At 69.1% G+C, this 24,712-nt stretch carries 26 protein-coding genes and 1 tRNA gene; 13 read left to right on the top strand and 14 right to left on the bottom strand.

Features of this window, described 5'->3' with window-relative positions:
• Positions 1-27 precede the first annotated feature (27 nt).
• Positions 28-1,167, top strand: coding sequence for a zinc-binding alcohol dehydrogenase family protein (locus RU09_RS01820; protein ID WP_052492814.1), 1,140 nt, complete (start codon positions 28-30; stop codon positions 1,165-1,167).
• Between the two features lie 60 nt (positions 1,168-1,227).
• Here the strand turns inward: RU09_RS01820 and RU09_RS01815 are convergent.
• Positions 1,228-1,301: transfer RNA gene (locus RU09_RS01815), tRNA-Gly, on the bottom strand.
• A gap of 93 nt (positions 1,302-1,394) precedes the next feature.
• On the opposite strand from RU09_RS01815, the gene dcd reads away from it, so the two are divergent.
• From dcd to RU09_RS01800, 3 genes are read left to right on the top strand one after another with little or no spacing between them, the layout of a single operon-like run.
• Complete coding sequence (gene dcd, locus RU09_RS01810; protein WP_042536862.1) at positions 1,395-2,000, top strand: dCTP deaminase; 606 nt, start codon at positions 1,395-1,397, stop codon at positions 1,998-2,000.
• A 1-nt stretch (position 2,001) separates the two neighbouring features.
• Entirely contained in the window at positions 2,002-2,472 is a 471-nt protein-coding gene (locus RU09_RS01805; protein WP_042536861.1) for a hypothetical protein, read from the top strand.
• Positions 2,465-2,680: a DUF2283 domain-containing protein gene (locus RU09_RS01800; protein ID WP_042536860.1), complete on the top strand. Its 216-nt coding sequence runs from the start codon at positions 2,465-2,467 to the stop codon at positions 2,678-2,680. The genes RU09_RS01805 and RU09_RS01800 overlap by 8 nt, the downstream gene beginning before the upstream one ends.
• 17 nt (positions 2,681-2,697) lie before the next feature.
• Here the strand turns inward: RU09_RS01800 and RU09_RS01795 are convergent, their stop codons facing one another.
• A complete protein-coding gene (locus RU09_RS01795) occupies positions 2,698-3,132 on the bottom strand; it encodes a DUF6069 family protein (RefSeq protein WP_042536859.1) in 435 nt (144 codons plus the stop codon).
• Between the two features lie 87 nt (positions 3,133-3,219).
• On the opposite strand from RU09_RS01795, the gene RU09_RS01790 reads away from it, so the two are divergent.
• A complete protein-coding gene (locus tag RU09_RS01790) occupies positions 3,220-3,804 on the top strand; it encodes a TetR/AcrR family transcriptional regulator (RefSeq protein ID WP_042536858.1) in 585 nt (194 codons plus the stop codon).
• A gap of 91 nt (positions 3,805-3,895) precedes the next feature.
• Here RU09_RS01790 and RU09_RS01785 read toward each other — a convergent pair whose 3' ends face one another.
• Entirely contained in the window at positions 3,896-4,735 is an 840-nt protein-coding gene (locus RU09_RS01785) for a MarR family winged helix-turn-helix transcriptional regulator (RefSeq protein ID WP_042536857.1), read from the bottom strand.
• A 105-nt stretch (positions 4,736-4,840) separates the two neighbouring features.
• Here RU09_RS01785 and RU09_RS18990 point away from each other — a divergent pair, with 105 nt between their 5' ends.
• Positions 4,841-5,446, top strand: a complete 606-nt coding sequence (locus RU09_RS18990) for a MarR family winged helix-turn-helix transcriptional regulator (RefSeq protein ID WP_269430294.1) — start codon at positions 4,841-4,843, stop codon at positions 5,444-5,446.
• A gap of 170 nt (positions 5,447-5,616) precedes the next feature.
• A complete protein-coding gene (locus tag RU09_RS01775) occupies positions 5,617-7,053 on the top strand; it encodes an HNH endonuclease signature motif containing protein (RefSeq protein ID WP_042536855.1) in 1,437 nt (478 codons plus the stop codon).
• A 22-nt stretch (positions 7,054-7,075) separates the two neighbouring features.
• Here the strand turns inward: RU09_RS01775 and RU09_RS01770 are convergent, their stop codons facing one another.
• From RU09_RS01770 to RU09_RS01760, 3 genes are read right to left on the bottom strand one after another with little or no spacing between them, the layout of a single operon-like run.
• On the bottom strand, positions 7,076-7,996 hold the full coding sequence (locus RU09_RS01770; protein WP_042536854.1) for a cation diffusion facilitator family transporter: 921 nt from the start codon (positions 7,994-7,996) through the stop codon (positions 7,076-7,078).
• A 27-nt stretch (positions 7,997-8,023) separates the two neighbouring features.
• Positions 8,024-9,436 carry an MFS transporter gene (locus tag RU09_RS01765; RefSeq protein WP_042536853.1) on the bottom strand — a complete coding sequence of 471 codons (1,413 nt, stop codon included), beginning with the start codon at positions 9,434-9,436 and terminating at the stop codon, positions 8,024-8,026.
• Between the two features lie 51 nt (positions 9,437-9,487).
• A complete protein-coding gene (locus RU09_RS01760) occupies positions 9,488-10,387 on the bottom strand; it encodes an Lrp/AsnC family transcriptional regulator (RefSeq protein WP_042536852.1) in 900 nt (299 codons plus the stop codon).
• 221 nt (positions 10,388-10,608) lie between these two features.
• On the opposite strand from RU09_RS01760, the gene RU09_RS01755 reads away from it, so the two are divergent.
• From RU09_RS01755 to speB, 4 genes are read left to right on the top strand one after another with little or no spacing between them, the layout of a single operon-like run.
• A complete protein-coding gene (locus RU09_RS01755) occupies positions 10,609-11,931 on the top strand; it encodes an MFS transporter (RefSeq protein WP_042536851.1) in 1,323 nt (440 codons plus the stop codon).
• The gene (locus RU09_RS01750; RefSeq protein ID WP_042536850.1) at positions 11,928-13,616 is read left to right on the top strand and encodes an amidohydrolase; all 1,689 of its coding nucleotides are present in this window, start codon (positions 11,928-11,930) and stop codon (positions 13,614-13,616) included. Before RU09_RS01755 ends, RU09_RS01750 begins: the two co-directional genes overlap by 4 nt.
• Before the next feature lie 14 nt (positions 13,617-13,630).
• A complete protein-coding gene (locus RU09_RS01745; protein ID WP_042536849.1) occupies positions 13,631-15,235 on the top strand; it encodes a thiamine pyrophosphate-binding protein in 1,605 nt (534 codons plus the stop codon).
• Positions 15,236-15,237: 2 nt separating this feature from the next.
• The gene (gene speB, locus RU09_RS01740) at positions 15,238-16,188 is read left to right on the top strand and encodes an agmatinase (RefSeq protein ID WP_042536848.1); all 951 of its coding nucleotides are present in this window, start codon (positions 15,238-15,240) and stop codon (positions 16,186-16,188) included.
• A gap of 53 nt (positions 16,189-16,241) precedes the next feature.
• On the opposite strand, the gene RU09_RS01735 is transcribed toward speB, so the two are convergent.
• The gene (locus RU09_RS01735) at positions 16,242-17,120 is read right to left on the bottom strand and encodes a serine protein kinase RIO (RefSeq protein ID WP_042536911.1); all 879 of its coding nucleotides are present in this window, start codon (positions 17,118-17,120) and stop codon (positions 16,242-16,244) included.
• A 276-nt stretch (positions 17,121-17,396) separates the two neighbouring features.
• On the opposite strand from RU09_RS01735, the gene RU09_RS01730 reads away from it, so the two are divergent.
• On the top strand, positions 17,397-18,596 hold the full coding sequence (locus RU09_RS01730) for an MFS transporter (protein ID WP_042536847.1): 1,200 nt from the start codon (positions 17,397-17,399) through the stop codon (positions 18,594-18,596).
• A gap of 18 nt (positions 18,597-18,614) precedes the next feature.
• Here the strand turns inward: RU09_RS01730 and RU09_RS17980 are convergent, their stop codons facing one another.
• Complete coding sequence (locus RU09_RS17980) at positions 18,615-19,532, bottom strand: helix-turn-helix domain-containing protein (protein WP_052492812.1); 918 nt, start codon at positions 19,530-19,532, stop codon at positions 18,615-18,617.
• Between the two features lie 70 nt (positions 19,533-19,602).
• Here RU09_RS17980 and RU09_RS01720 point away from each other — a divergent pair, with 70 nt between their 5' ends.
• Positions 19,603-20,064: a DUF3817 domain-containing protein gene (locus RU09_RS01720; RefSeq protein WP_042536846.1), complete on the top strand. Its 462-nt coding sequence runs from the start codon at positions 19,603-19,605 to the stop codon at positions 20,062-20,064.
• A gap of 42 nt (positions 20,065-20,106) precedes the next feature.
• On the opposite strand, the gene RU09_RS01715 is transcribed toward RU09_RS01720, so the two are convergent.
• The 6 genes from RU09_RS01715 to RU09_RS01690 all read right to left on the bottom strand — a co-directional run bounded on the left by RU09_RS01715 (position 20,107) and on the right by RU09_RS01690 (position 24,708).
• Positions 20,107-20,793 carry a hypothetical protein gene (locus tag RU09_RS01715; protein WP_042536845.1) on the bottom strand — a complete coding sequence of 229 codons (687 nt, stop codon included), beginning with the start codon at positions 20,791-20,793 and terminating at the stop codon, positions 20,107-20,109.
• A 34-nt stretch (positions 20,794-20,827) separates the two neighbouring features.
• Entirely contained in the window at positions 20,828-21,817 is a 990-nt protein-coding gene (locus tag RU09_RS01710; RefSeq protein ID WP_042536906.1) for an NAD(P)/FAD-dependent oxidoreductase, read from the bottom strand.
• Between the two features lie 141 nt (positions 21,818-21,958).
• Positions 21,959-22,699: a uroporphyrinogen-III C-methyltransferase gene (gene cobA, locus RU09_RS01705; protein WP_042536844.1), complete on the bottom strand. Its 741-nt coding sequence runs from the start codon at positions 22,697-22,699 to the stop codon at positions 21,959-21,961.
• Positions 22,696-23,448 carry a sirohydrochlorin chelatase gene (locus RU09_RS01700; RefSeq protein WP_042536843.1) on the bottom strand — a complete coding sequence of 251 codons (753 nt, stop codon included), beginning with the start codon at positions 23,446-23,448 and terminating at the stop codon, positions 22,696-22,698. Before RU09_RS01700 ends, cobA begins: the two co-directional genes overlap by 4 nt.
• A gap of 74 nt (positions 23,449-23,522) precedes the next feature.
• Positions 23,523-24,239, bottom strand: coding sequence for a tyrosine-protein phosphatase (locus tag RU09_RS01695; RefSeq protein ID WP_042536842.1), 717 nt, complete (start codon positions 24,237-24,239; stop codon positions 23,523-23,525).
• A 91-nt stretch (positions 24,240-24,330) separates the two neighbouring features.
• Complete coding sequence (locus RU09_RS01690) at positions 24,331-24,708, bottom strand: bleomycin resistance protein (protein ID WP_042536841.1); 378 nt, start codon at positions 24,706-24,708, stop codon at positions 24,331-24,333.
• Positions 24,709-24,712 lie beyond the last annotated feature (4 nt).

The raw sequence follows: 24,712 nt of genomic DNA, 5'->3' as shown, positions 1-24,712 counted from the left end.
GTCATCGGATTCGGAGAGCAGAGGAAAATGAGCGACAACACTGCGGCGTGGATCGATTCCGCCTATGCGGACCTGACGATTCGAGATGCCCCGATGCCGAAGCCGGGGGCGGGGCAGCTCGTGCTCGAGGTGCATGCAGTGGCGGTGAATCCGCTCGATGCGATCATCCAGTCCAACGGCACTGTCATGTACGGATGGTTGCGCTACCCGGTGATCCTCGGGGAGGACGTCGCGGGCGTGGTCGTCGAGACCGGAGCGGGCGTGGACGACTTCGTCGTCGGAGACCGCGTGGTGGCGTATGCGATGGGCTTGGAGAAGGGGCGGGATGCCGTCTCCGAGAGCGGCTTCCAGACCTACGTCGCGGTCGACGCGAGCCTGGCCGCCGCTCTGCCGGCCACCACCGCTTTCGAGGATGCCGCCGTCCTGCCGCTGGCGGTGTCCACAGCGGCGGCCGGCCTGTTCGAGAAGGAGCAGCTGGGACTGGACTACTCCCGTCTCGGAGACGCGGCGCATCGCGATGAGGTCGTCGTGATCTGGGGCGGCGCGACAGCCGTCGGAGGCAATGCGATCCAACTCGCCCGAGCGGCCGGTTATCGCGTCATCACGACGGCCTCTGCGAAGAACCATGACCGGATGAGGCGACTGGGAGCAGAAGCCGCCTTCGACTATCGCGACCCGGAAGCGGCGAATCGGATCGTCGAAGCGGTCGGCGGCTCCGCCGTGGCGGGGATCCTCGCCGTCGCGGTGGGATCGGCCGAGCCGTGTCTGTGGATCGCCCGCGCCACCGGTGCCACGCGGATCGCGATGGCGAGCCCTCCCGTCTCGTTCTACGAACAGCCCCGGCGTGGCGGTCTCTCCCTCGCCCGCATCCGCCTCTTCCTGAAGCTCGGAACGAGGACCGCCCTCCTGCAGGTGCGCAGTCGCGCTCGCGGCATCAGGGCATCATTCATCTGGGGAAGCGCCATCGCCGCGTCTCCCGTGGGTCCGGCCGTCTGGGGCGGGTATCTCCCTGCCGCTCTCGCTTCGGGCAGCCACCACCTCTACCCGGAGGCCCACATCGCAGGACACGGGCTTTCGGCCATCCAGGAAGCCATCGACACCCTTCGCCGTGGCGTATCGGCACGGAAACTCGTCATCACCCTCGACCACCCACCGACGAATCCGTGATGGATCTACGAGGAGGTGCCGGAGTGCGTCGCGGGAACAGCGAGCGGGGCGTCACATATATGGAGGGGCTGACGGGAATCGAACCCGCGCTATCTGCTTGGGAAGCAGAAGTTCTGCCATTGAACTACAGCCCCGTACCCGCATCCGAGGAGCGGCTGAACGCAAGCCTACCCGCACGATCCGTCATGGCCAAAGTGTCGGCCGCGTGTGGTGACTAGGCTGGGGCCGTGCTTCTCAGCGACCGCGACATCAGAGCAGAACTCGCCTCCGGCCACATCGGTCTCGACCCGCACGAGCCGGAGATGATCCAGCCGTCGAGCATCGACGTGCGCCTCGACCGCTACTTCCGTCTCTTCGACAACCACAAGTACCCGTTCATCGACCCGTCGGTCGATCAGCCGGAGCTGACTCGGCTGATCGAGGTCGACCCCGACGAGCCGTTCATCCTGCACCCCGGTGAGTTCGCGCTCGGCGCGACGTTCGAGCAGGTCTCGCTGGCCGATGACATCGCGGCCCGCCTCGAGGGCAAGTCGTCACTCGGTCGCCTGGGGCTGATCACGCACTCGACCGCCGGCTTCATCGACCCCGGCTTCACGGGGCACGTGACGCTCGAGCTCGCGAATGTCGCGACGCTGCCGATCAAGCTGTGGCCGGGCATGAAGATCGGACAGCTGTGCTTCTTCCGGCTGACCTCTCCGGCTGAGAACCCGTACGGCTCCGGCCCGTACGGCAACCGCTACCAGGGACAGCGCGGACCCACGGCATCCCGCTCGTTCCAGAACTTCCACAAGACCGACGTCGGAACGACCGACGTCGGAGCCGTAGGGGGCTGACATGAGCGGTGACAGCAGAGATCCGTACATCCCGTCGGAGGACGCTGTCGTTCCGCCGCCGCCGGCCGAGATCCCGATCCCCGACGGTCTGATCCCGCCGCCTCCGTCGGAGTCTGCGATTCCGGATGCGGTCATTCCGCCGCCTCCGTCGGAGTCTGCGATTCCGGATGCGGTGATCCCGCCGCCTCCCCCGGAGGCGATGCTTCCGTCGACGCGCCGATCGCGGCCGAAGCCGGCGATCCTCACCGGCGACCAGCCTGCACCGGTCGCGGAGGACTGGGCGCAGCCGTCCGTCGCGCCCGAGGCGCCGACATCAGGCGGATACGGCGCGCTGACTTTCGTGATCTTCGCGTTCCTCATCGTCTTGCTCGTGGCAGCGATCGCCGGGGCCGTCTATCTCGGCACGAACGTGTCGTTCGCGCTGGCGACTGGCGAGCCTGCGACGGTCGACGGGTCGCTGTGGCATGGGTGATCTGAGATACGACCCCGAGGTCGATGCCGCCTATGTGACTCTGGGTGCTCCGATCGCCGACGGCGAGGTTGCACGAACCGTTCCGGTCGACCTGCCGGACGGCGTCTCGGGTGAGCTGTTCCTCGATTTCGACGAGGACGGCCATCTGCTCGGCATCGAACTCCTCGGTGCGTCTCGGTTGCTCCGTCCGGAGGGCCGCGCCGTCTGACATACAGCGGGTTCCCGTCAGCTCGACCGCGACGCCCACATGTACGCGGGCACTGCCACGGCGACGACCACGAGGTGCATGACCATCAGCGCGATGACGGCGCTCACTGTCGTCCCGGGGATGAAGCGCAGGGCGAGCAGCAGAACGTCGGGGACGAACGACGCCACGGTCACGATCGGCACGACCATGGTGAGAGTGCGGCGGGGGTCGCGCGCGTGGCGGCGCACGAGCGACCATCCGATCCACCCGGCGACGACGCCCACGGTGGTGAACAGGCTGAAGGCGGGGAACGTCAGCGGGCCGTAGGTCGTCGGCGCGCCGGCGGCAACGGCGATGAGGGCGACCATGGAGTTCGCCGCGATCGCGATGGCCACGGCTGCGGCGAGTATGAGGGCGCGACGCAACCGTGAACCGGTGGCGTGCCGATCTCCGCGGGCGGTGGTGGTGACCATGACGACTCCTTCGCTGATCTTATTCCGGTACTGATCAGTACCGGATATAACGGTACTGCTCGATACCGGAACATACAATGGGGTGCGATGAGCGAAGACGAATCGAATCGGCGCGCAGGGCGTCCCCGCGACCCCGGCGTCGAGGGGGCGATCCTCGATGCGGTTCAGGAGCTCCTCATCGAGAACGGCTATGCCGGCACGACGATCGGCGCGGTCGCTGATCGTGCGCGCTGCGGACGGTCCGCCATCTACCGTCGCTGGGAGAACAAGGCCGAACTCGTCGTGGCGGCTGTCCGGGCGCTGCAGGTGACCGCCGCGGTTCCGGACACCGGAACGCTCCGCGGTGATCTCATCGCCGCGGCTATGCACTTCGCCCAGGCGGATGAACGGACGGCGGGCGTGCTCGCCAGCATCCTGAGCGAGATCGGCCGCGACGACGAGTTGCGCGACGTCGCCTATCGAGTGGTCGGAGGACCGCCCGTCGCTGCGCTCGGCGTGGTGATAGAGCGGTGGATCGAGCGGGGCGAGGTCCGGGCGGACGCTCCGGTCGCGCTCGTCGCGGGTCTCGTGCCGACCGCCGCGTTCGGCAGCATCAGTCTGCGCCGGCGTGCGCTCGAACCGGATGCGGTGGTGCAGCTGGTGGACGAAGTCGTCCTTCCCGCTCTCCGGTAGGAGGTGGCCCCATTCCCGGTGAACGGCGAACGCCCCGTTCGCCGGAGCGAGCGGGGCGTTCTGTGGATCAGGTGCCTGCTGACGGATGCCCTCAGGCGTCGCGACCGCGGGAGAACCCGGCGTCGAAGCCGCGCTCATAGGCGTGCTGCGCCGCTCGGGCGCCGCGGTGCTCGCCGTGGCGGGGCCCTTCGTGCCTGCCGTGCTCGTGCCCGCCGTGCTCGTGCCCGGCGCCAGCGCGACCGTGGTGCGCGCGATCGTACGCGTCCGCGAAGCGGTCGTGCCCCGGGTGCCCGCGGTGTCCGCAGTCGTGGCCGCTGAGCTCGGCATCCGCTCCGTGCTCGTGCTCGTGCTCGTGCTCGGAGTCGAATCCGGGTGCGAAGCCGCGACCGCGTCCGAACGGGTGTCCGTGGCGACGGCCGAAGCCACGTCCGGGATGGCCGGGGCCGAACCCGTGCTCGGGCGCGAAGCCGCGACCGAAGCTGCGGGCTCCGAAGCCGTGACGACGACCGCGCCCACGGGGGAGCGGAGTATCTTCGTCCCAGCCGAACGCACGGGCGATCTGCTCGAGCGAGCTCATCGTGGTCTCGAGGTCTTCGGGGCTCACGGCGTCCGTGACCTTGGCGCGGATGCCGTCGACGATGCCGCCGAGGCGCTCCTTGGCCGCACGGCCGTCGTCGGTCAGCGTCCAGCCGTCGCCGTCGGCGACGACCCAGCCACGCTCGACGAGGGCATGCAGCTTGTGGGCGTTCAGGGGGCGACGGGCGGGCGCGGTGCCATCGATGACGTTGAGGATCCGCCAGTCGCGGCGGCTGGCGTGCTCGCCCTCGAATGCGGAGTCGAACTCGGCCGCCATCAGGCGGTCGACGGCCTTCAGCCAGTAGCCGAAGGGGCGGTGGGTGCTGTCTGTGTTCTGAGTGTCAGAGGTGTTCATGAGTGGAATCCTTAGATGTCATGGGGCATGTGCTTGTCACTATGCATGTATATGTAGTGTGACATGCAGTAACGATCCATGTCAAGTCGCATGTAAAATCGAATCGTGAGCTCCGCTGAGAATGACCCCGCCGAGGCCATAGCCCGCGCCCTGTCGCGTCTGCGCGGACGACGTCCTGGCGAGCGCGGGCGTGGCCCGCGAGGCATGGGCGGGCCGCACGGGTGGCACGGCGGGCCGCACTCCGACCACGCGGACCATGACGACCACGCAGGCCATTCCGACCGTTCGGGCCATTCCGACCAGGGGCATCGCGCGCACGGGCGCCCTGGGCACCCGGGCATGCCGCCCTGGATGAACGACCCGTCCGGACGCTTCGGCGGACCGGCTCGCATGCGGATGCTCGAGGCGCTCGCCGCGGCGTCGGCCGCGCTCAGCGTCAGTGACCTCGGTGCGGCGATCGGCGTCGACCAGCCCCGAGCATCGAGGCTCGTGCAGCAGGGGGTCGCACACGGCTTCGTGCGCCGTGAGGCCGACCCCGACGATGCGCGGCGCACCCGGATCGCGCTGACCGACGAGGGTCGGAAGATCGCCCGTGGGATGCGGGGCGAACGGCGAGAGGCCCTGGGGAAGGCGCTCGCGGCCTTCACTGATGACGAGCGCGACCAGCTCGCGACGCTGCTGAACAAGCTCGCCGACAACTGGGAGAGCTGAGCCCGCACGTGACGTGCGCTATCGGCCGGCGATGCCGATCGCCGGTGTTCCATGATCGCTGACCGGTGTTCCGGAACGCTCATCCGGTGTTCCGGAATATGCTTCTGATCTGGTCGAAAAGTGCTCGATTCTGCGGTCTGAATGTCGGTGACCCCGAGTTGGATGGAGTCATGTCATCCCGCACTCGCGCCCTCCTCGATCAGGTCGTCGCCGACCTCGATCGGGTGCTGTCCGATGACGCGCTCGCCGGATTGTCCGACGCAGAACGGGTGGAGGTGCTGCAGGCGGCGGGCGCAGCGTTCCGTCGGGTCGAGGCCGTGGTGGTCGAGACGATCGCGACGGGGGATGCGGTGGAGTTCCCGCATTCCACCGGATGCCGCACGCAGAGCGAACTGCTGCAGCGCACGCTGCTGACAGACCTGCGCGGGGCGACGCGCGTCGGGAAGGTCGTCGATCTGGTGCGGCGGAGGGTGAACCTGGTCTCCGGTGACCGCATGCCTGCACGGTGGCCGGCGCTGCGAGAGGCGATGCTCGACGGTGCGATCGGAGTCGCCGGGATGCTCGCCGCAACCGAGCCGATCGAGAAGGTGTCATATCGCATCAGCGCCGTTGACCGGCTCGATGCCGACGAGTGCCTCGCCCGTGCGGCGAGGGGCGTCAGGCCCGACCCGCAGGCCGGCCCCGGCGCAGAGGTGCAGGGCCCGGCCCCGACGCTCGACGAGCTGAAGCTCCTTGCAGAGACGTTGGTCTCGCTGCTCGACCCCGACGGAGACGAGCCCGGCGATGAGCCTGCCCGCCGCCGGGGGATAACCCTCGGGCGGGTACGCGACGGACTGCGGTCGATCAAGGGATACCAGACGCCCGAGGGCGCGGCCCAGCTCGAGCTGATCCTCGATGCGGTGAACAACCCCAAGGGCGACGGGCCGCCGATGCCGGGCGTGGCGTTCACCCCCACCGATTCGGGCGCGGCCGACGACGACGATCCGTACAACTCTGATCCGCGTGCCGTCATCGATGACCGCACGGCGGCGCAGAAGCGGCACGACGCATTCGCCGTCGCCCTGGCGATCGCCGCCCGACACCGAGACATGCCCACTCTCGGCGGAGCGTCCCCGACTCTGGTCGTGACGGTGGATGCGAAGGACCTCGAGAACGGCACTGGGCGCGCGAGCGTCAGCGGTGCGTGGGGACAGCTGCCCGCGAGTGTCGCCTCGCACGTCGGATGCTCGGGGACGATACAGCGGGTCCTTCTCGACGAGGGTCGGATCATCGGGATCACCACGACGGATCGGGTGTTCTCCGTGCACCAACGCCGCGCGATCATCGCGCGCGACAGGGAATGTCTCATCCCGGGGTGTCACGTGTCGGCGTCGTGGTGTGAGATCCACCACGTCACCGAGCACGCCAGGGGTGGGCCGACGCATACGGACAACGGTGTGCCGTTGTGCTGGTGGCACCACCGAAGTCTGGGCACGTCCGGGTGGGAGATCCGGATGAACGACGGCATTCCGCAAGTGCGGGGACCGGCATGGTGGGACCCGGCACAGCGATGGCGCACCCCGCGGCTCAGTCTTCCGGAAGAGTCGGCCCTTGCTCCCGCCGGATGATTCGGCGTCCAGGGTGAGAGGTTCAGGAGACCTCGCCGAACTCCAGCGACTTCTCGTCGTCGACCGACAGCGACAGCACCACGGTCTCGACGACCGGATGCGCCTCGATCTGCTGTTCGATCACGCGCAGGCTCCGGGCCACATCGTGTTCACGGGCGTCTCCGGTCAGATCGACCTCGGCCACGATGAAGAGTCGGTTCGGGCCCACGTACTCGATGTGCAGATAGGTGAGCCGCTGGATCTGCGGCGACGAGAGCAGTGCGCGCCCGACGCGATCGCGCAATGCGGGCGACGCGTTCGAGCCCACGAGAAAGGCGATGTTGCGGCCGATGAGGATGATCGCGACCACCCCGAGCAGCACGCCGACGAGGATCGACCCCACGGCATCCCACGCGGCGACTCCGGTGATCTGGTGCATCGCGATCGCACCGGCCGCGATCACCAGCCCGATCAGGGCTGCCATGTCCTCGAAGAACACCGCCCGCAGCGTCGTGTCGCTGGTCTTGAGCACATAGTCCCAGGTCGACGATCCGCGCTCGCGCGCCAACCGTCGCGACTTCACCATCGCCTGCGTGAACGACGCACCCTCGAGCACGAAGGCGATGCCGAGCACGGTGTACGCCACCCCGGGGCTCTCTACGGGGCCTGTCTCGGCGAGTTCCTGCACGCCGTGCATGATCGACACGATCGACCCCGCGGTGAAGATCCCGAACGCCGCGATCAACGACCACACGAACGCCGCACGTCCGTAGCCGAGCGGATGCCGCTCATCCTTCACCCTCGCGCCCCGGCGGTCGGCGATGAGCAGGAACACCTCGTTGCCGGCATCCGCCCACGAATGCGCCGCCTCGGCGACCATCGACGCCGAAGACGTGATCACCGCAGCGATCGTCTTGGCGATCGCGACGAGGATGTTGGCGAGAAAAGCGATGATGACCGTCACGCGGTCAGGCTACTCCCGCATCGCCCCTCAGCCGCGCTGCGTCGCCTTCACCGGCAGCAGCAGCAGGAACCCGGCGATCAGCACCAGCACGATGCCCAGGATGCCGTACGACGTCGAGCCCGAAAGCACGATCAGCAGAGTCCAGGCGCCCGATGCCATCCAGCTCGCCGCCCGCCCGGTCGTCGCATACAGGCCGAAGATCTCTCCCTCGCGCCCGGCAGGCGTGATGCGGGCGAGGAACGACCGCGACGCCGCCTGGGCGGGGCCGACGAAGGCGCAGAGCACCAGGCCGCCGATCCAGAAGACGACCGTTCCGGCGTCCACCAGGAAGAACACCGCGAGGCCTGCGACCACCATGGCGGCGAGCGAGACGAGGATGATCCGCTTCGGGCCGAAGCGGTCGTCGTAGCGCCCGGCGATGATCGTCGAGACGCCCGCGATGAGGTTCGCGGCGATGCCGAAGATCACGAGGTCGAGGAAGCCGAAGTCGAACACCTGGCTGGCGATGACGGCGCCGAAGGCGAAGACGCCGCCGAGCCCGTCGCGGAACACGGCGCTCGACAGCAGGAACCAGAACGTCTGACGAGTGTCGGGGTTGCGGTACAGGCCGACGACGTCCTTCACCAGCAGGCCGTAGGAGGCGAAGAAGCCGACCTTGCGTTCGGGGCGTCCGAGCGACGGCTCCGGCACGTTGAGGAAGATCGGGATCGAGAAGACGATCGCCCAGAGCGCACAGGCGACCGCGATGATGCGGAACGGCAGTCCCGCGTCATCCGGCAGGCCGAACCAGTCGAAGACGTAGAAGACGACGACGAGCACCAGTGCGAGGATGCCGCCGATGTAGCCGAAGCCCCAGCCGAGGCCCGAGATGCGCCCGACGGTCTTCGGGTTCGCGATGCCGATCAGCATGGCGTTCGAGTTGACCGCGGCGATCTCGCCGAAGACGGACCCTGCCGAGATCAACGCGACGCCGAGCCAGAACAGCGTCGGCGTCGGTTCGACGAACCACAGCCCGAGCATGCAGGCGACGAGCGCCCCGGTGCCGATCCCGAGCCAGAGCTTCTGGCGCCCCGCGGCATCCGCGCGCTGACCCAGCACCGGTGCGATCAGGAGGATCGCGATCCCGGCGATCGTCGACCCGAGGCCCAGACCCGAGGCGAGGTCCGCCTCGGCTGCCTCGCGGATCGGGTCCTTCGCGTCGAGGCCGGCGATCTCCGCCGGAAGGAACGCCTCGGTCGTGAGATACAGCGCCGTGAAGATGAAGGTGAGGATGACGGTGTTGAAGGGCTGCGTCGCCCAGTCCCACAGCGCCCACGAGTAGACCTGCTTCTTCGGTGCGGGGGTCTCGCCGCGCAGGTCGAGGCCGATCACGCCGACCGCGCCGCTGTTCGCCGTCGCGGCGGGCTCGGGCACCGCGCCGCTCTGCGGGGATTCGCTCATGATCGCAGTCTGGCGGCGCGCGGTGAACGGACGGTGACGGCGCGCCGCACGTCAGGGGTGGGGCATCGGCTCGCGCAGCGTCCGCGCGTAGTCCTCTTTGAGCACGGCCAGGTGCAGCCACGCCTCGATGCGGGTGACGCCGGCCAGCGACCTCAGCCGCTCGAGACTCGCGTACAGCGCTCCCGCAGACGGCTCGACCAGCGTGGCCACCGCGTCGAAGCGCCCGAGGGTGCGGGCGGCGAAGTCGATCCCTCGCCCGGTCTTCAGCTCCTCGATCACCGCCTCGTCATCGTGGTTGAGATTGAGGCCGACGCCCATCGACAGCTGTCGGTGCGCGAGACCCCTGGCCTCGACAGCGCTGATCTTGATCACCCCGCCGTCGATCAGTCGCTGCACCCGGGTCGCGACAGCCGAGGGGGAGAGACGCACGGCCTCGCCGAGTGCACGGAAGCTCATGCGTCCGTCGGACTGCAGCCGTTCGATGAGGTCTTCATCGACCGTGTCGAGCGTGACGTCACCGTGGTACTCCGAGACGAAGAAGCCCTTCACGACGGTCGAGTAGATGATCGTGTTGATGTCGAGGACGCCGTCGATCGCTCGGATCTGCGCCAGCAGGTCGTGCAGATCCGCCATGGTGCCCAGGCGCACCTCGGTGACGAGGTCGTGGGCACCGCCGACCGCCGAGACGAGCACGGTCTCGCTCATGTCGCGCAAGTGCTCGGCGACGATCTCCACGGCCCCATCGGTGCGGATCGACACGTGCGCGAGCACGTGCTGACCGAGGAACACCGGATCCACCGCGGCGACGACGCGCACGGTGCGATCGTCGAGCATCGTGCGCAGTCGAGCGGCGACCGCGGCTCTCGACTGTCCGAGGCGCAGCGACAGCGAGCGGATGCTGGCGCGACCGTCTTCCTGAAGAGCGCGGATCAGTTCGGCGTCGAAATCCATGGATCACCCATATTCGTCAGTTTCCCGCGAACGCGCCGCCGCAGGTGCATAACTGCAGTGTAAGAGCCGTTGTGGCGGTTGGGTAGGCGAATAGTGCGTGATCCAGCGAGCACAACATCAGTGAATCAGGCTTCACACTGGAGTTCTGACCTTGTCCTCGCGTCCACACGTCCGTAGCATCCTTCGCTATCCGACATCTTCCGCAAAGGAGCGGGCCACACATGACTTCCACCCACAGCAAGGCGCGACGCGCAGGCTTCGCCGCCTTCGTCGGCACCACCATCGAGTGGTACGACTTCTACGTCTACGCGACCGCTGCCGCCCTCGTCTTCGGTCCGCTGTTCTTCCCGAGCGGCGACCGGCTCGCCGAGACCGCAGCGGCCTTCGCGACGTTCGCCGTCGCGTTCCTCGTCCGCCCGCTCGGCGGCATCATCTTCGGCCACATCGGCGACAAGCTCGGCCGGCGTACGTCGCTCGTCATCACGCTGCTGCTCATGGGCGCGGCGACCGTGCTCGTGGGCTGCCTGCCCACGTATGAGAACATCGGCATCCTCGCTCCGATCCTCCTGATCCTGCTCCGTGCCGTCCAGGGCCTCGCGGTCGGCGGCGAATGGGGCGGCGCCGTGCTGATGAGCGTCGAGCACGCCCCCGAGAAGTCGAAGACCTTCTACGGCGGCTTCACCCAGCTCGGCAACCCGGCCGGCGCCCTGCTGGCCTCGGGCATCTTCGCGATCATGTCGCGCGTCGGCGACGACTTCATCATCAACGGCGGCTGGCGCATCCCGTTCCTGCTGTCGATCGTGCTGGTCGGCGTCGGGTTCTGGGTGCGCTACCGCGTCGAGGAGACCCCGGTTTTCGAGACGAAGATCGAGGGGCGCAAGCAGTCGATGCCCCTGGCCTACGCGTTGCGCACCAACTGGCGTCCGATCCTGCTCGGCATCGGCATCCTGCCCATCTCGACCGGCGGCTACTACCTTGCGACGACCTTCGCCACGGCCTATGCGACGGGCGACCCGATCGCGATCGACGAGCGCGTGATCCTCGACGCGATGACGATCGCCTCCTTCGTCGAGTTCGTCGTGACTCTGCCGGTCGCCTGGCTGGGCGACAAGTGGGGCCGCAAGAACGTGATGTACATCGGTCTGATCACTTCGGTGCTCACCTTCGTCCCGTTCCTGCTGATCCTCCCCGGACGCGTCGAGCCGCTGATCTTCCTCTTCGCCTCGCTGGTGCGCATCGCGATGAGCGCGACCTACGCCCCGATCGCCGCCCTGCTCGCCCAGATGTTCCGTCCGCAGTCCCGGTACACGTCGATCGCGCTGTCCTACGGCGTGGGTGCCGCGATCTGGGCAGGATTCTCGCCCTGGTTCGCGACGCAGCTCATCGCCTGGACAGGCAACATCTGGTCGGTCCTCGCGATGTTCACCGGCATGGCTGTGATCGCCGGCATCTGCACGAAGCTCGCCCCGCAGCACTCGGATGAGGCCCCGGTCACGGCATCCTTCACCGCCCGCACCGACACGACCGCGAACAGGCTGCCATGAGAAAGCTCACTCCCTTCGACCGCTCCGCCCAGACGATCCCGCAGCTGTTCACGGCTCGCGTGATCCGGACGGTGGATGCGGATGCCACGACGGCGACCGCCATGCTCACCGATCGCGGCCGGATCCTCGCGATCGGCACCCCGGCCGAGTGCCGGGCCGCGGCGGAGCGCGCGGGGCTCGCACCCGACCACGTCGACCTCGGTGACGCGGTGATCGTGCCCGGTTTCGTCGATGCGCACGCCCACCCGCTGATGTTCGGGCAGCTGATGACGTGGGTCGACTGCGGACCCGAGAAGGCCGAGAGCATCCCCGAGATCGTGGCGCTGCTGAAGGCGGCGGCGGTGGACGCACCCGCCGGACGCCCGGTGCGCGGCTACGGCTACGAGCAGCGCAACCTCGCCGAGAAGCGGCATCCCACCCGCTTCGAGCTCGACGAGGTCGCCGCCGACCGAGAGGTCTACCTGATGAACGCCTCGGGCCACGGCGGCGTCGTCAACTCGTACACGCTCACCAAGAACGGCGTCGACCGTGACACGCCGAATCCCGACGGCGGCGAGTTCTTCCGCGACGCCGACGGCGAGCTGACGGGCGAGCTCTCGGATGCCGCGTGCAACATCCTCACCGGCGTGCACGGGGTGAAGATCGGCCACCACGGACCGAACTTCCACCTCGCCGACGAGCCGGAGGAGCACCTGCGTCAGCTGGATGCCGCCACGCAGCGGTTCCTCGCCGGGGGAGTCACCTCGATCGGCGACTGTCAGGTCACCCGACGCGAGTTCGACATGTATCTGCGTCTCGCCGAGGCCGGCCGCCTCGAGCTGCGGGTGTCGATGTACCTGCTGTCGCACCTGCTCGACGAGGCGCTCGAGATGGGTCTCGTGGGGCAGTTCGGCAACGCCCACCTCAGCTTCGCCGGCATCAAGCTCTACGCCGACGGCACGCTCGGCGGCTGGACGGCGTACTTCCCCGACGGGTACGTCGGAGACCCCTGCCGCACCGGTCAGCTGTATCACGAGCCCGCCGAATACGCGGCGCTGATCAGCCGGGCGCACGCGGCGGGCCTGCAGACGGCGACACACGCGCAGTCGCCGACGGCGATCGAGATGGTCGTGTCGGCGATCGAGGCGGCGCTCGCCGAGCGGCCCGACTCCGATGCGCGGCACCGCATCGAGCACTGCGGTCTGCCGACGCCCGAGCAGATCGACCGGATGGCGGCCTCCGGCATCCGCCCGGTCAACCAGACCCAGCACTACTTCAACTGGGGCGAGGGCGTCGAAGAGGCGATCGGCACTCCGGGCGAGCGCTTCAACCCCCTCGGCGAGTTCGAGAGGGCGGGGGTGCCGTTCACGATCTCGTCGGATGCTCCGGTGGCCGAGCCCATCCCGCTCGAGGCGATCCAGACGGCCGTCACCCGCGTGACCCGTCGGGGGCACAAGCTCGGGCCAGACGATCTGCGGGTCTCCGCCCTCTCGGCTCTGCGCGCGCACACGATCGAAGGCGCCGTGTCGATCGGCCGCGAAGACGACCTCGGCTCGCTCGAGGTCGGCAAGTACGCCGACTTCGTCGTGCTCTCCGACGACCCGCTGGCCGTCGACGCCGAGGAGATCTCGTCGATCGCCGTGCGCGAGACGTGGGTCGACGGCACACGCCGTCACGTCGGCGCCGCAGTCATGGTCTCGGCATGAGCGAGGATGCCACCATGACAGACGAGCGCTACGCCGATACCGCCGGCCGCGCGGTGCTCGAGACCATCCGCGCCTACGGCGTCGATGCGATCTTCGGCATCCCGGGCACGCACAACCTCGAGCTGTACCGCCCGCTCGCCTCTCTCGGCATCCGCGCGGTGACGAACAGGCACGAGCAGGGCTCGGGCTACGGCGCCGACGGCTGGGCGCAGCAGACGGGTCTTCCCGGTGTCGTCATCACGACCTCCGGCCCCGGTCTGCAGAACGCCATGAGCGCGATCGGCACGGCGTTCTGCGAGTCACGGCCGCTGATCGTGCTGTCTCCCGGGGTGCCGCTGGGCGCCGAGTTCGCCGATGTCGGCACCCTGCACGAGACGAAGGATGCCACGGCCATGGTCGGCGCGATCGCCGAGTGGTCGCGCCGAGTGTCCAGCGCCGCCGAGGCGGTCGATGCGGTGCACGACGCCTTCACGCTCTTCCAGACCGGCCGCCCCCGCCCCGTGCACATCGAGATCCCCCTCGACGTGCTCGAGGCCCCGGCCGATGTCCCCGCGGAGGCGCGCCACCCCAGGGTGATGCCTCCGCGGGTGTCGGGTGATCCGTCAGCTCTCGCCGATGCCGCACGTCTGCTGCAGGGTGCGCAGCGGCCGGTCATCGTCGCGGGTGGCGGGTCGGTCGATGCCGCGCACGAGGTCACCGCACTCGCGGAACGCCTCGGTGCCCCGGCGCTCACCACGCTCAACGGCAAGGGTGTCGTCGACGAGCGGCATCCGCTGTCGCTCGGCTCGAACCTGCGTCTCGCTGCGGCCCGCGAGGTGGCCGAAGACGCCGACGTGGTGCTCGTCATCGGATCGAAGCTCGGTGAGGCCGAACTCTGGGCTCCGCGGTTGGAGGCGCGCGGCGCCGTCGTGCGCATCGACATCTCGCCGCTGCAGCGGAACAAGAACCTCGACGCGACCGTGGGGATCGTCGGTGACGCCGCCGCGGTGAGCGCCGCCCTGCTCGCGCTGCTGCCCGACGAGGGCAGGGCTGCTCGAGACCTGACCACCGAGCGCGCCGCGATCGAGGCCGAGATGCGCGACACCGCCCCCGAGGCGGTCGCGCTGGCCGAGCTCATCGCCGACGCTCTCCCCGATGACGCGATCGTCGCCGGCGACTCCTCGCAGATCGTCTACATGGCGCTCGGCAGCGTGCTGAGCTCGCAGCATCCGCACTCCCTGCTCTACACGCCCACCTATGCGACCCTCGGCTACGGCCTTCCCGCCGCGATCGGCGCCAGGGTGGCGCAGACCGAGCATCCCGTCGTCACCGTGATCGGAGACGGTGCGCTGATGTTCTGCGTCAATGAGCTCGTGACGGCCGTCGAACAGCGGCTCGACGTCACCATCGTGTGCGTCGACAACGGCGGCTACGCCGAGATCCGTCAGAACGAGGTCGACCGAGGCATGACCCCCATCGGCGTCGACCTGGTGCAGCCCGACTGGGCGGCGCTGGCGACCGCCTTCGGCGCCACCGGGCGTCGGGTCGACGACCGAGACGACATCGTGCCGAGCATCCGCGACGCCATCGCCGCCGGCGGAGTGCAGCTCGTGCACATCCCCACGCAGAGACAGGACTGATCATGACCGAGAACGTGGGCCCCATCGACGCCTCCGTGAACCCCCGGTACTCCGGGATCGCGACCTTCGCCCGCCTGCCGAGGATCGAAGACGTGCCTCGCGCCGACATCGCCGTCGTGGGCATCCCCTTCGACTCCGGCGTGAGCTATCGCCCCGGCACGCGCTTCGGCCCGTCGCACGTGCGCGAGTCCTCGCGGCTGCTGCGCCCGTACAACCCCGCCCAGGACGTGTCGCCGTTCGCGGTCGCGCAGGTGGTGGATGCCGGTGACATCCCGGTCAACCCGTTCGACCTCACCGAGGCGGTGACCGAGGTCGAACGCGCCGCGCTCGCGCTCGGCGAGCAGGTGCAGCGCATCGTCACGATCGGCGGCGACCACACGGTCGCGCTGCCGCTGCTGCGGGCGGTGGCGGCGAAGCACGGCCCGGTCGCCGTGCTGCACTTCGACGCCCACCTCGACACCTGGGACACCTACTTCGGCGCCCCGATCACACACGGCACGCCGTTCCGCCGCGCGAGCGAGGAGGGGCTGATCGACCTCACCTCGAGCTGCCACGTCGGCACGCGCGGGCCGTTGTACTCGAAGCAGGACCTCGAAGACGACGAGCGCCTCGGATTCTCGATCGTGTCGAGCGAGTACATCGAGGAGCACGGCGTCGAGGCCGGCATCCAGCGCATCCTGCAGCGCGTCGGAGGCAGGCCGCTGTACGTGTCGATCGACATCGACGTGCTCGATCCCGCGCACGCACCGGGCACCGGAACACCCGAGGCCGGGGGACTCACGAGCCGCGAGCTGCTGCGCATCCTCCGTGCCCTCGGAGACTGCGACATCGTGGGCGCCGACGTCGTCGAGGTGTCGCCCGCCTACGACCATGCGCAGATCACCGGCATCGCGGCGAGCCACGTCGTGTACGAGCTGGTGTCGTTGCTCGCCGCCCGCATCGGCCGCGTCTGACTCGGCAGCAGCTGACTCGGTCGCAGCTGACTCGGCCGGGTCGACGACACCCCTCACGCATACGACGCCGCGAGCATCTCGGCGAAGAGCTCTTCGGCGTCGCGCTCGACGCGGCGGCGGGTGAACCACTCGCAGATGTTGACGCAGTCGCGGTGCAGCAGGTCGAGGCCCTGGGGGTTGGCGATGATGTCGACGATCTGCGGCAGGTCGATCACCCGCACGCGACCCCCGTGCACCAGCAGGTTGTAGGCCGAGAGGTCGCCGTGGGCGAAGCCCGCCGCGGCGAAGATCCGCATGAGGTCGACGATCTGGTCGTAGAGACCGGCGAGCTCGGCCCGGTCGCTGCGCACGGCCGCCAACCGGGGCGCCGCGACTCCTGACGCGTCGCCGATGAACTCCATCAGCAGCTCGGTGCCGTTGACCTGCACGGGGTAGGGCACCGGCGCGCCGAGCTCCCACATGCGGCACAGCGCGTCGAACTCGGCGAATGACCATTGCAGGGCGGCGACGGCTCGGCCGTGTTCGGACTTCTTCGCGAGGGCTCGGGTGTCACGGGTGTTCCTCGTGCTGCGGCCCTCGGTGTAGACGCCCGAGCGGTGGAAGCTGCTGTGGTCGGAGTCGCGGTAGCGCTTGGCCGCGAGCAGGGTGCGCTGGGTCGGGTCATCCGGCACCGCGCGCTCGAGCAGGAACACGTCGGCCTCCTTGCCGGTCTTGAGGATGCCGAGCTCGGTGTCGAGTGCGCCGGCGCTCGTCACCACCCATTCGGGCCAGGGGAGCGGCCCTCGCTCCGACGGGGTGATCGCCGGCCAGGTGGTCCAGCGCTGGTGCTCACCGGGTTCGACGTCGGCGAAGGTGGGGACGGAATCGAAAGGGGATGCGTCGAAGAAGGAGGACGAAGAGGATGCTTCGGAAGAAGCGAAGAGATCAGACACGATGTGGCTCCGAGAGAGGGAGGCCACGCGCGGATCAGGAGCGAGAGGCCTCGAGAGGAAGGATGTCGGCGAGGGGCACGACAGAGACGGTGTTCATGTCATCCACTCCTCTCGCTCTGGCCTTCCGGGAGAACCCGGTGCGTCGTCGAGCCTAGGGGGCGCGGGCGGATGCTGTCCAGACCCGGATCTCCCGGTCTCACCGCAGTCCGGACGAATGGTCGGATGCCCTGGACGCCGCGTCGGGCGACCGGCCTCCGCGCCTGGGAGTGTTGAACCATGACCACGACCGTGCCCGTGACGACCGCCCGCACCGAGAGCATCCGCTACGGCGGACTCATCGTGCTGATGCTGATGGGGTTCCTTCTCGTCACGGCCGAATTCCTGCCCAACGGCGTGCTCACCGAGATGGCCGACGCTCTCGGCGTCACACCAGGGCAGGCGGGGCAGACGGTCACGGTCACCGCGCTCGTCGGTCTGATCGTGGCGCCGACGGTGGGGCTGATCTTCCCCCGCCTCGACCGGCGCTCGCTGCTCGTCTGGATGGCGCTCGCCGCAGCCGCGTCGAACCTCATCGTCGCGATCGCGCCCAACCTCATCATCGTGCTGCTCGCGCGGTTCCTGCTGGGTGCGGCGATCAGCGCCTTCTGGGCGATGTCGATCACGGTCGCCGTGCGCCTGGCGGGCCCGGAGCACCTCGGGCGAGGCGTCATGTTCACCTCCGCGGGTGTGTCGCTCGCGACCGTCGCGGGAGTGCCCCTCGGTGTGATGCTCAGCGAGATCGTCGACTGGCAGACCGTGTTCGCGATCGCGGGCGTCCTCATGGTGCTGCTCGCCGTGGCGCTGCGGTTCATGCTCCCGTCGGTGCCGGCCGAGCAGGGCGCCAGCATCCGGCTTCTCGTCGACACGCTGCGTCGTCCCGGCATCGGGCTCGGCATGGTCGGGCACGTGCTCGTCGTGCTCGGTCACTTCCTCGCTTACACGTACGTGCGACTCGCGCTCGAACGCATCCCCGAGATCGAGCCGTCGACGATCATCCTGCTTCTCGCCCTCTTCGGGCTCGGAGGCCTCGCCGGCAACCTCGGGCTCGGGTTCTTCATCGACCGCACCTTCGGCTTCTTCGCGGTGTTCGCCCCCCTGGTGATCGCCGCGTCGGTGCTGTCGATGATCTTCCTCTCGGGGTCGGTCCTCGGCATCGGCATCGTCGTGCTGGTCTGGGGTTTCTTCTTCTCCTCGTGGCTGCTCGTGATCAACACGTGGGTGGGGCACCGCTCGCCCGACCGGCTCGAGGCGGGCGGAAGCCTCGTGGTCGTGGGATTCCAGGGAGCGATCACGATCGCCGCCGGAGTCGGCGGACTGCTCGTCGACACCCTCGATGTCGAGTTCGTCTACGTGCTCGGAGCTGCGTCCCTGCTGGTCGGTGCCGTGCTCTTCGGAATGTCGAACCGCAGGAGCGTCGCGGCGGCGAAGCGCGCCTGAGCGGCGGGCAGGGCCGGCTCAGGCAGGGACGGCGGTGAGCTGCGTCGCCCGCCAGACCGACGGAGCCATCCCCGTGCGGCGGCGGAAAGCCCGGCTGAAGCCCTCGTCGGAGGCGTAGCCCAGTTCGCGCGACGTCTCGCTGACCGAGCGGCCCTCGCTCAGCATCCGCTTCGCCGCGTCGACGCGCACCTCGGTGACGTAGTCGGCGGGTGAGCGGCCGATCGCGCTGCGGAATCGTTCGGCGAACACGGATCGCGACATCGCGCCGACGCTCGCGAGGCGTTCGACCGTCCAGTCGCGGCCGGGCTGCTCATGGATCGCCTCGACGACGCGGTCGAGGAACGGATCATTCGACACGGAGGGCCAGCCGGCCGGCGCGCAGCCGTTGGCGGCCCATGCGCGGATCACCGAGAGCAGCACGGTCTGCGCCATCATCCGGCAGATCACCGGGTCGCCCTGGCGTGACGGGCAGGTCGTGGAATCGGTGGGGCCCATGCTTCCGGCGAGTGCGGCTGCGGCCGGTTCCAGCGCGGCGAACGACATGACGGTGATCGGATCGGGAAGGAGCGCGGCGATCATCGCGGCGCCGTCGGAGAATTCGAGGTCGACGACGACGAGATCGGTCACGCCGTCGGCTTCGAGGGCGATCGACGAGCGGCCGAGTGTCAGGAACGCGTCTCCGGCGACCAGGTTCGCGTGCAGCGGGCGATCGTCCACCGCGACGATCTGCGCTGCGGGGTCGACGTCGAGGCGGCATCCGGTGGTCAGCGGGGGATGCCCGTGCACCGAGCCCGAGGCGATGTAGACGAGAGTGGCCGAACCCGAGGGGATCGGCAGGAACCCGCCGGTGGCGGGGGCGACGCGTCGGGCGATGCCGACGCGGAGGTCGACGGAGTCGAGCACGTGCCCGAGGGCTGCGGAGTCGACGGTCACCATGCCTTCGGCAACACCCGGGGGCGCATAGCTATTCCGGATACGCTGGACGGACCCCCACCCGAGGAGTCCCGTGTTCCGCACACCCGACCGCCTGTTCCGAGTTCTCGCGATCGCGGAGGCGATCACCTGGACCATCCTGATCTCGGCGATCATCGCCCGTGCCGCAGGTGCGCCGGGAATCGTCGTCACGATCGGCGGTGGCATCCACGGGTTCGTGTTCCTCGCGTACGCGGCGACCGCCGTGCTCGTCGCGCTCAACCAGCGCTGGCACCTCGGCGTCGCGATCCTGGCCGTGGCGAGCGCCATCGTCCCCTACGCGACCATTCCCATGGAGATCTGGCTGCATCGCACCGGCCGCCTGGCCGGCGAGTGGCGGCTGGAGCAGACGCAGGACCCGCGCGATGCGCGCTGGTACGACAGGCTCATGCGCTGGTTCCTGCGCCGCCCGTGGGTGCTGGCGATCCTGCTCGTCGTCGGCATCGTCGCGCTGTACGTGATCCTGCTGCTCGTGGGCCCGCCGGGCGGCAAGTGATCTCCGCCCGGCGTCAGCAGAGCGGATGCCGGGCGGCCGGCGTCACTGGATGACGACGGCGTTGCTGTCGATGACCTCGGCCATCGTGGCCTGCAGGTCGCCACCGGTGCAGTCGACGATCACGTAGAGTCCGACACCCGTCGCGGTGAAGGCCCGTGCGGCCATCGCCCATCGGCGTTCGCCCTCTTCGCCCACGACCTGGCGGTTCTCGACGTCGGCGTTGCCGCCGACCTGATAGCTGAACGACCCCGTCGTCGCGAGCGGGGTGATCGCGGCGGCGTCCGCTTCGCCGAGGATGACGGCGAGCATGGCATCCGAGCTGACGCTGTCGTCGCCGGCCACGGTCGGCACATCGGGGATCAGCCCCTGCCAGAACTGGGCCGTGCAGGTGCCGTCGACCGTGCCGTACGTCCAGCCTCCGTTGCCGTCGTCCGGCTTGACGATCTTCCAGCCGTCGTCGGCGATGAGCCCGTCGCCCCACTGGATGTACGCCTCCGAAGGGATGTCGGCACCGTCTGCGAAGGTCATGGTCGATGGCAGGTCGCCGGCGGGCTCGTCCGAGGGCTGCTCGGACGGGATCGAAGTCGGGGAGGGCTCTGGCCCGTCGCCATCCGGCACGTTCACGGGGATCTGCGCATACAGGCAGCCGCTGAGCGGCAGCGCGGCCAGCGCGATCACCGAGAGGGCGGCGAGGCGGGCGAGCTGCGGGGCCTGCGAGATGCGCGTCATGCCGGTCAGCCTAGTCGCCGGTATGCCGGCTGATTCAGTGCGCCGTGGCGATGCCGACCGCATCGTGCACCATGACCGACGCGACCCTCGCGCCCGCGCCGGCTGCGACGATCAGCTGCTGGGGGCCGGGGATCGCCGCATCACCGGCGGCATAGAGCCCCGGGATGTCGGTGCGGCCCGACCGATCGGTGACGAGGTGCCCGTCGTGGTCGATGGCGGGGGCGAACCCGTGCAGGAATGACACATCGGTCTGCCACTCGGGTCGCACGAAACCGCCCTCGACCGTGACGACGGTGCCGTCTGTCAGCCGGATCGCCTCGATGCGCCCGCGGTCTCCGACGAGCTCGGCGATCGGATGCCGCAGCACGGCGACCCCCGTGGAGGCGAGCTCGGCCTCCTCCGCGGCCGTGACCGTGTCTGCGCCGAGGGTGAAGACGGTGAGGCTCTCGGTCCAGCGCGAGATGAGCCGGGCGCGGTCGGCGAGGTCGGGCGTCTCTCCCATGAGGGCGAGTCGTCGCCCGCGCAGCTCCCACGCGTCGCATGCCGCGCAGCTGAACAGGCTGATGCCGTAGAAGCCCCGCAGATTCGGGACGTCGGGCAGGGTCTCGCGCAGGCCCGTCGCGAGCAGCACGCTCCGAGCGGTCACCACGTCGGTCGGGTCCTTGCGGCCGACGGATGCCGTGAAACCGGCATCCGTCCCCGAGTCTGTTCCCGAACCTGTTCTCGCATCCGCCCCGGCATCCGCCGTGGGAGCCGATCTGCGGAGTTCGAGCACCCTGACGCGCGTGCGCACCTCGATGTTCGGGTACGCGGCGAGCTCGTCGCGGGCCATGCGGCGCAGCTCGTGCGGGGCCACCCCGTCACGGGTGAGGAAGCCGTGCGAGTTCAGCGTGGCGGCGTTGCGCGGACGGTCGGCGTCGACCACCAGCACGCGCATGAGCGAACGGCCCAGGTTGAGGGCGGCGGACAGCCCCGCAGGGCCACCGCCGATCACGAGCACGTCGTAGGTGTCCGTGTCAGTCATTCGCGCTCCCGGGAGAAGAGCGGTGACCGCCGTGTGACCGGGCGCGGATGCGCCGACCATGGCGGCGCCGCCGACGGACGCGCTCATCGGGCGAGAATCGGTCCGCTGACGACAGTCTGCCACCTCTTGACTGAGGGTCGCCTAACTCGGGCTGATCCCGCCGTGCGGGCTGAGCGCGACCACGTCACCGACCACGACGACCGCGGGGGATCGCACCTGTCGAACCGCGGCGAGGTGGGCGATCGTGTCGAGGGTGCCGACGGTGACTCGCTGTCGGGCACCGAACCCGTCTTCGATGATGGCCACCGGGCAGTCGGCGCCGCGCGCCCCCGCGGCGAGCACATGCGCGGAATGCCCGAGCGTGTTCACTCCCATCAGCAGCACGACGGTGTGGTCGCGTCCGCCCCCGAGCGCCTCGATCTGGTCGTGGGCGCTGGCCACGGTGAATGTCTCGGCGATGCCGCGCTGGGTCAGGGGGATCCCGGCGAGACCCGGCACCGCCACTGCGCTCGTGACGCCCGGGATGACCTCGACCGCGATGCCGGCGGCTTCGCAGAAGAGCTGCTCCTCGCGCCCTCGTCCGAAGACGAAGGGGTCGCCGCCCTTGAGCCGCACCACACTACGGCCCTCCTGGGCCAGCGAGACGAGCAGCTCGTTGATGCCGTCCTGCGGCACCGGGTGATGACCGGGGAGCTTGCCGACGTCGATGACCTCGGCGTCGAGCTGCACTCCTTCGTCGGCGAGCTGTGCGAGCACGGCGCGGGCTCCGAGGCGGTCGGCCACGATCACATCGGCCTGCTGCAGGGCGCGCAGCCCCCTCAGGGTCAGCAGGCCGGCATCGCCGGGTCCTGCTCCGACCAGGGTGACCGTGCCGAGGGTCATGACTGTGCGGGCTCGGGAGTCAGCGCGGCCCCGGGGGACTGTGCGGTGAGCAGCTGCTCCGACGCCCCCTCGTATCGGGCGATGACGAGGTCGATCAGCGGCTGCGGCACGGTCGTGCCGTCGAGCAGGGGCGCGGTGACGCGTCGGCCCGGCGCCTGCCTCAGGGTGAGGTCGAAGAAGAAGCCACGGGCGAGCAGGTACGTCGAGACGACCGCGTCGGGGTGCTCGCGCAGCGCATGGGCCAGGTCGGGCTCGCGTGCGGCGAGGTAGGCGAGTTCGACCCTTCTGCCGAGCCGCAGCGAGAGAAGAGACGCCATGGCTTCGGCATCCGTCAGCGAGGCGGGGTCGCGCGAGCCGGCGACGGCGAGGATCACGGGCGCATCCTCGGTGTGCGTCGAATCTGGAACGGTCGGGAGCGTCTCGGACAGCCGTTCCGCGAGCACTTCGGCGAGCCGGGGGTCGGGGCCCATCGGGGCGCTGACCACGGCATCCGCCTTCTTCGCCGCCATGCCGTGCAGATCGTGATGCACGTGGAAGCCGCGCGAGAGCAGCAGCGGCACGATCACGACCGGTCCGTCGATCGTCGGCAGCAGGTCGGCGGCATCGGGCTGCTGCACGTCGACGAAGGCGCTGCGCACCTCGACCTCGGGCATCGCTGCGGCGACCGCGCCGACCAGATCGGAGATGGCACGGGCTCCCTCGGCATCCGAGGTGCCGTGCGACACGGCGAGGAGGATGGGGCGGCTCATGCAGGGACTCTAGGTGAGCCGTGTGACGGCGGTGTTTCGAGATCCTCGCTCTCTCGGACCCAGGTGCGTGAGAGTCAGGTGGGACGGGGCACCGTGTTCCGCCAGGTGCGGATCGCGTCGAGTGTCGTCGAGTCGATGCCCGCCGCGATCGACCACGCATCGAAGTCGATCGTCTCGTAAATGGAGGCGAACGCGGATTCGGGGGTGTGTCCGAAACGGCTCAGCACGTCGATGCGTTCGTCGGCGTGCTGCGACCTCTTGCGCAGGGTCTCCATTGCCGGAGCATTCGCGAACGAGGTCGCATAGTCGGCGCGTGCCGCATCGGTCGTCACGTCGAGCGCGCGCAGCAGCATCGCCGTGACGAGACCTGTGCGGTCCCAGCCCGCCGCGCAGTGGTAGAGAACGCCGCCGGGCCGCGCGCCGGCGATCGCCTGAAGAACCGCTGCCATGCGATGCGGCAGGTCGGAGAGGTGCGGCACGTAGTAAAGCGGAGTGCCCCAGCGTCCGTCCGCTTCCAGCGGCTCCCAGAAGGCGCGGTCCTCTCCGTCGAGATCCACGGTGACCAGGTCGATGTCGTTCGGGACACCGGGCGTCCGCTCCTCAGGTCGCCGCAGGTCGATCACGGTTGCGACGCCTCTTTCGCGGAGACGATCCCATCCTTCGAGGGAAACGAGATCGGGCGCATCGGAGCGGATGAAGACGCCGAATGGCGTCGTGCTCCCGTCCTGGCGCTGGAGACCTCCGAGATCCCGTGCGTTCGCAAGGCCGGGAATCTCAAGGGGTGAGGTCACGACGGGATTCTTGCACGCATGGCTGAGGGCGAGGTCTTCACGATTCCGGGATGCCCGGAGCAGATCGCGAGATCGGCGCCGGGATCGCGGATCAGGCAGGATCCGGCGCCTGGTCCTCGATCAGGCTCAGCTGTGTGCCGTCGAGGTCGATCAGGTATGCGGCCCGATGCCCCCAGGATTCGAGCGTGATCGGTGTGAGCCTCGGAATGCCGACCACTCCGCGAGGAATCCCCGCTCGGTCGATCGCCCCGTGGAGCTCGTCGAGATCCGACACCCGCAGCGAACACATGTGATCGCTCCTCCACGGATCGACGTCGGCGAAGGGGAAGAACTCGAGCTGCAGGGTGCCTCGGCGCATCACTAACCAGCCGTCGTCGCGGAACTCGACGACGAATCCGAAGCGCTCGTAGAAGCGGACTGTCGCGGCGAAGTCGCGTGAAGGAAGGTTCGGTACCGCCCGATCGACCATGTTG

The organism is Microbacterium sp. MEJ108Y (assembly GCF_000834175.1).
Lineage (GTDB): Bacteria > Actinomycetota > Actinomycetes > Actinomycetales > Microbacteriaceae > Microbacterium > Microbacterium forte.
The sequence above is the reverse complement of the archived record's forward strand: the minus strand, read 5'-3'. Positions and strand labels throughout refer to the sequence as shown.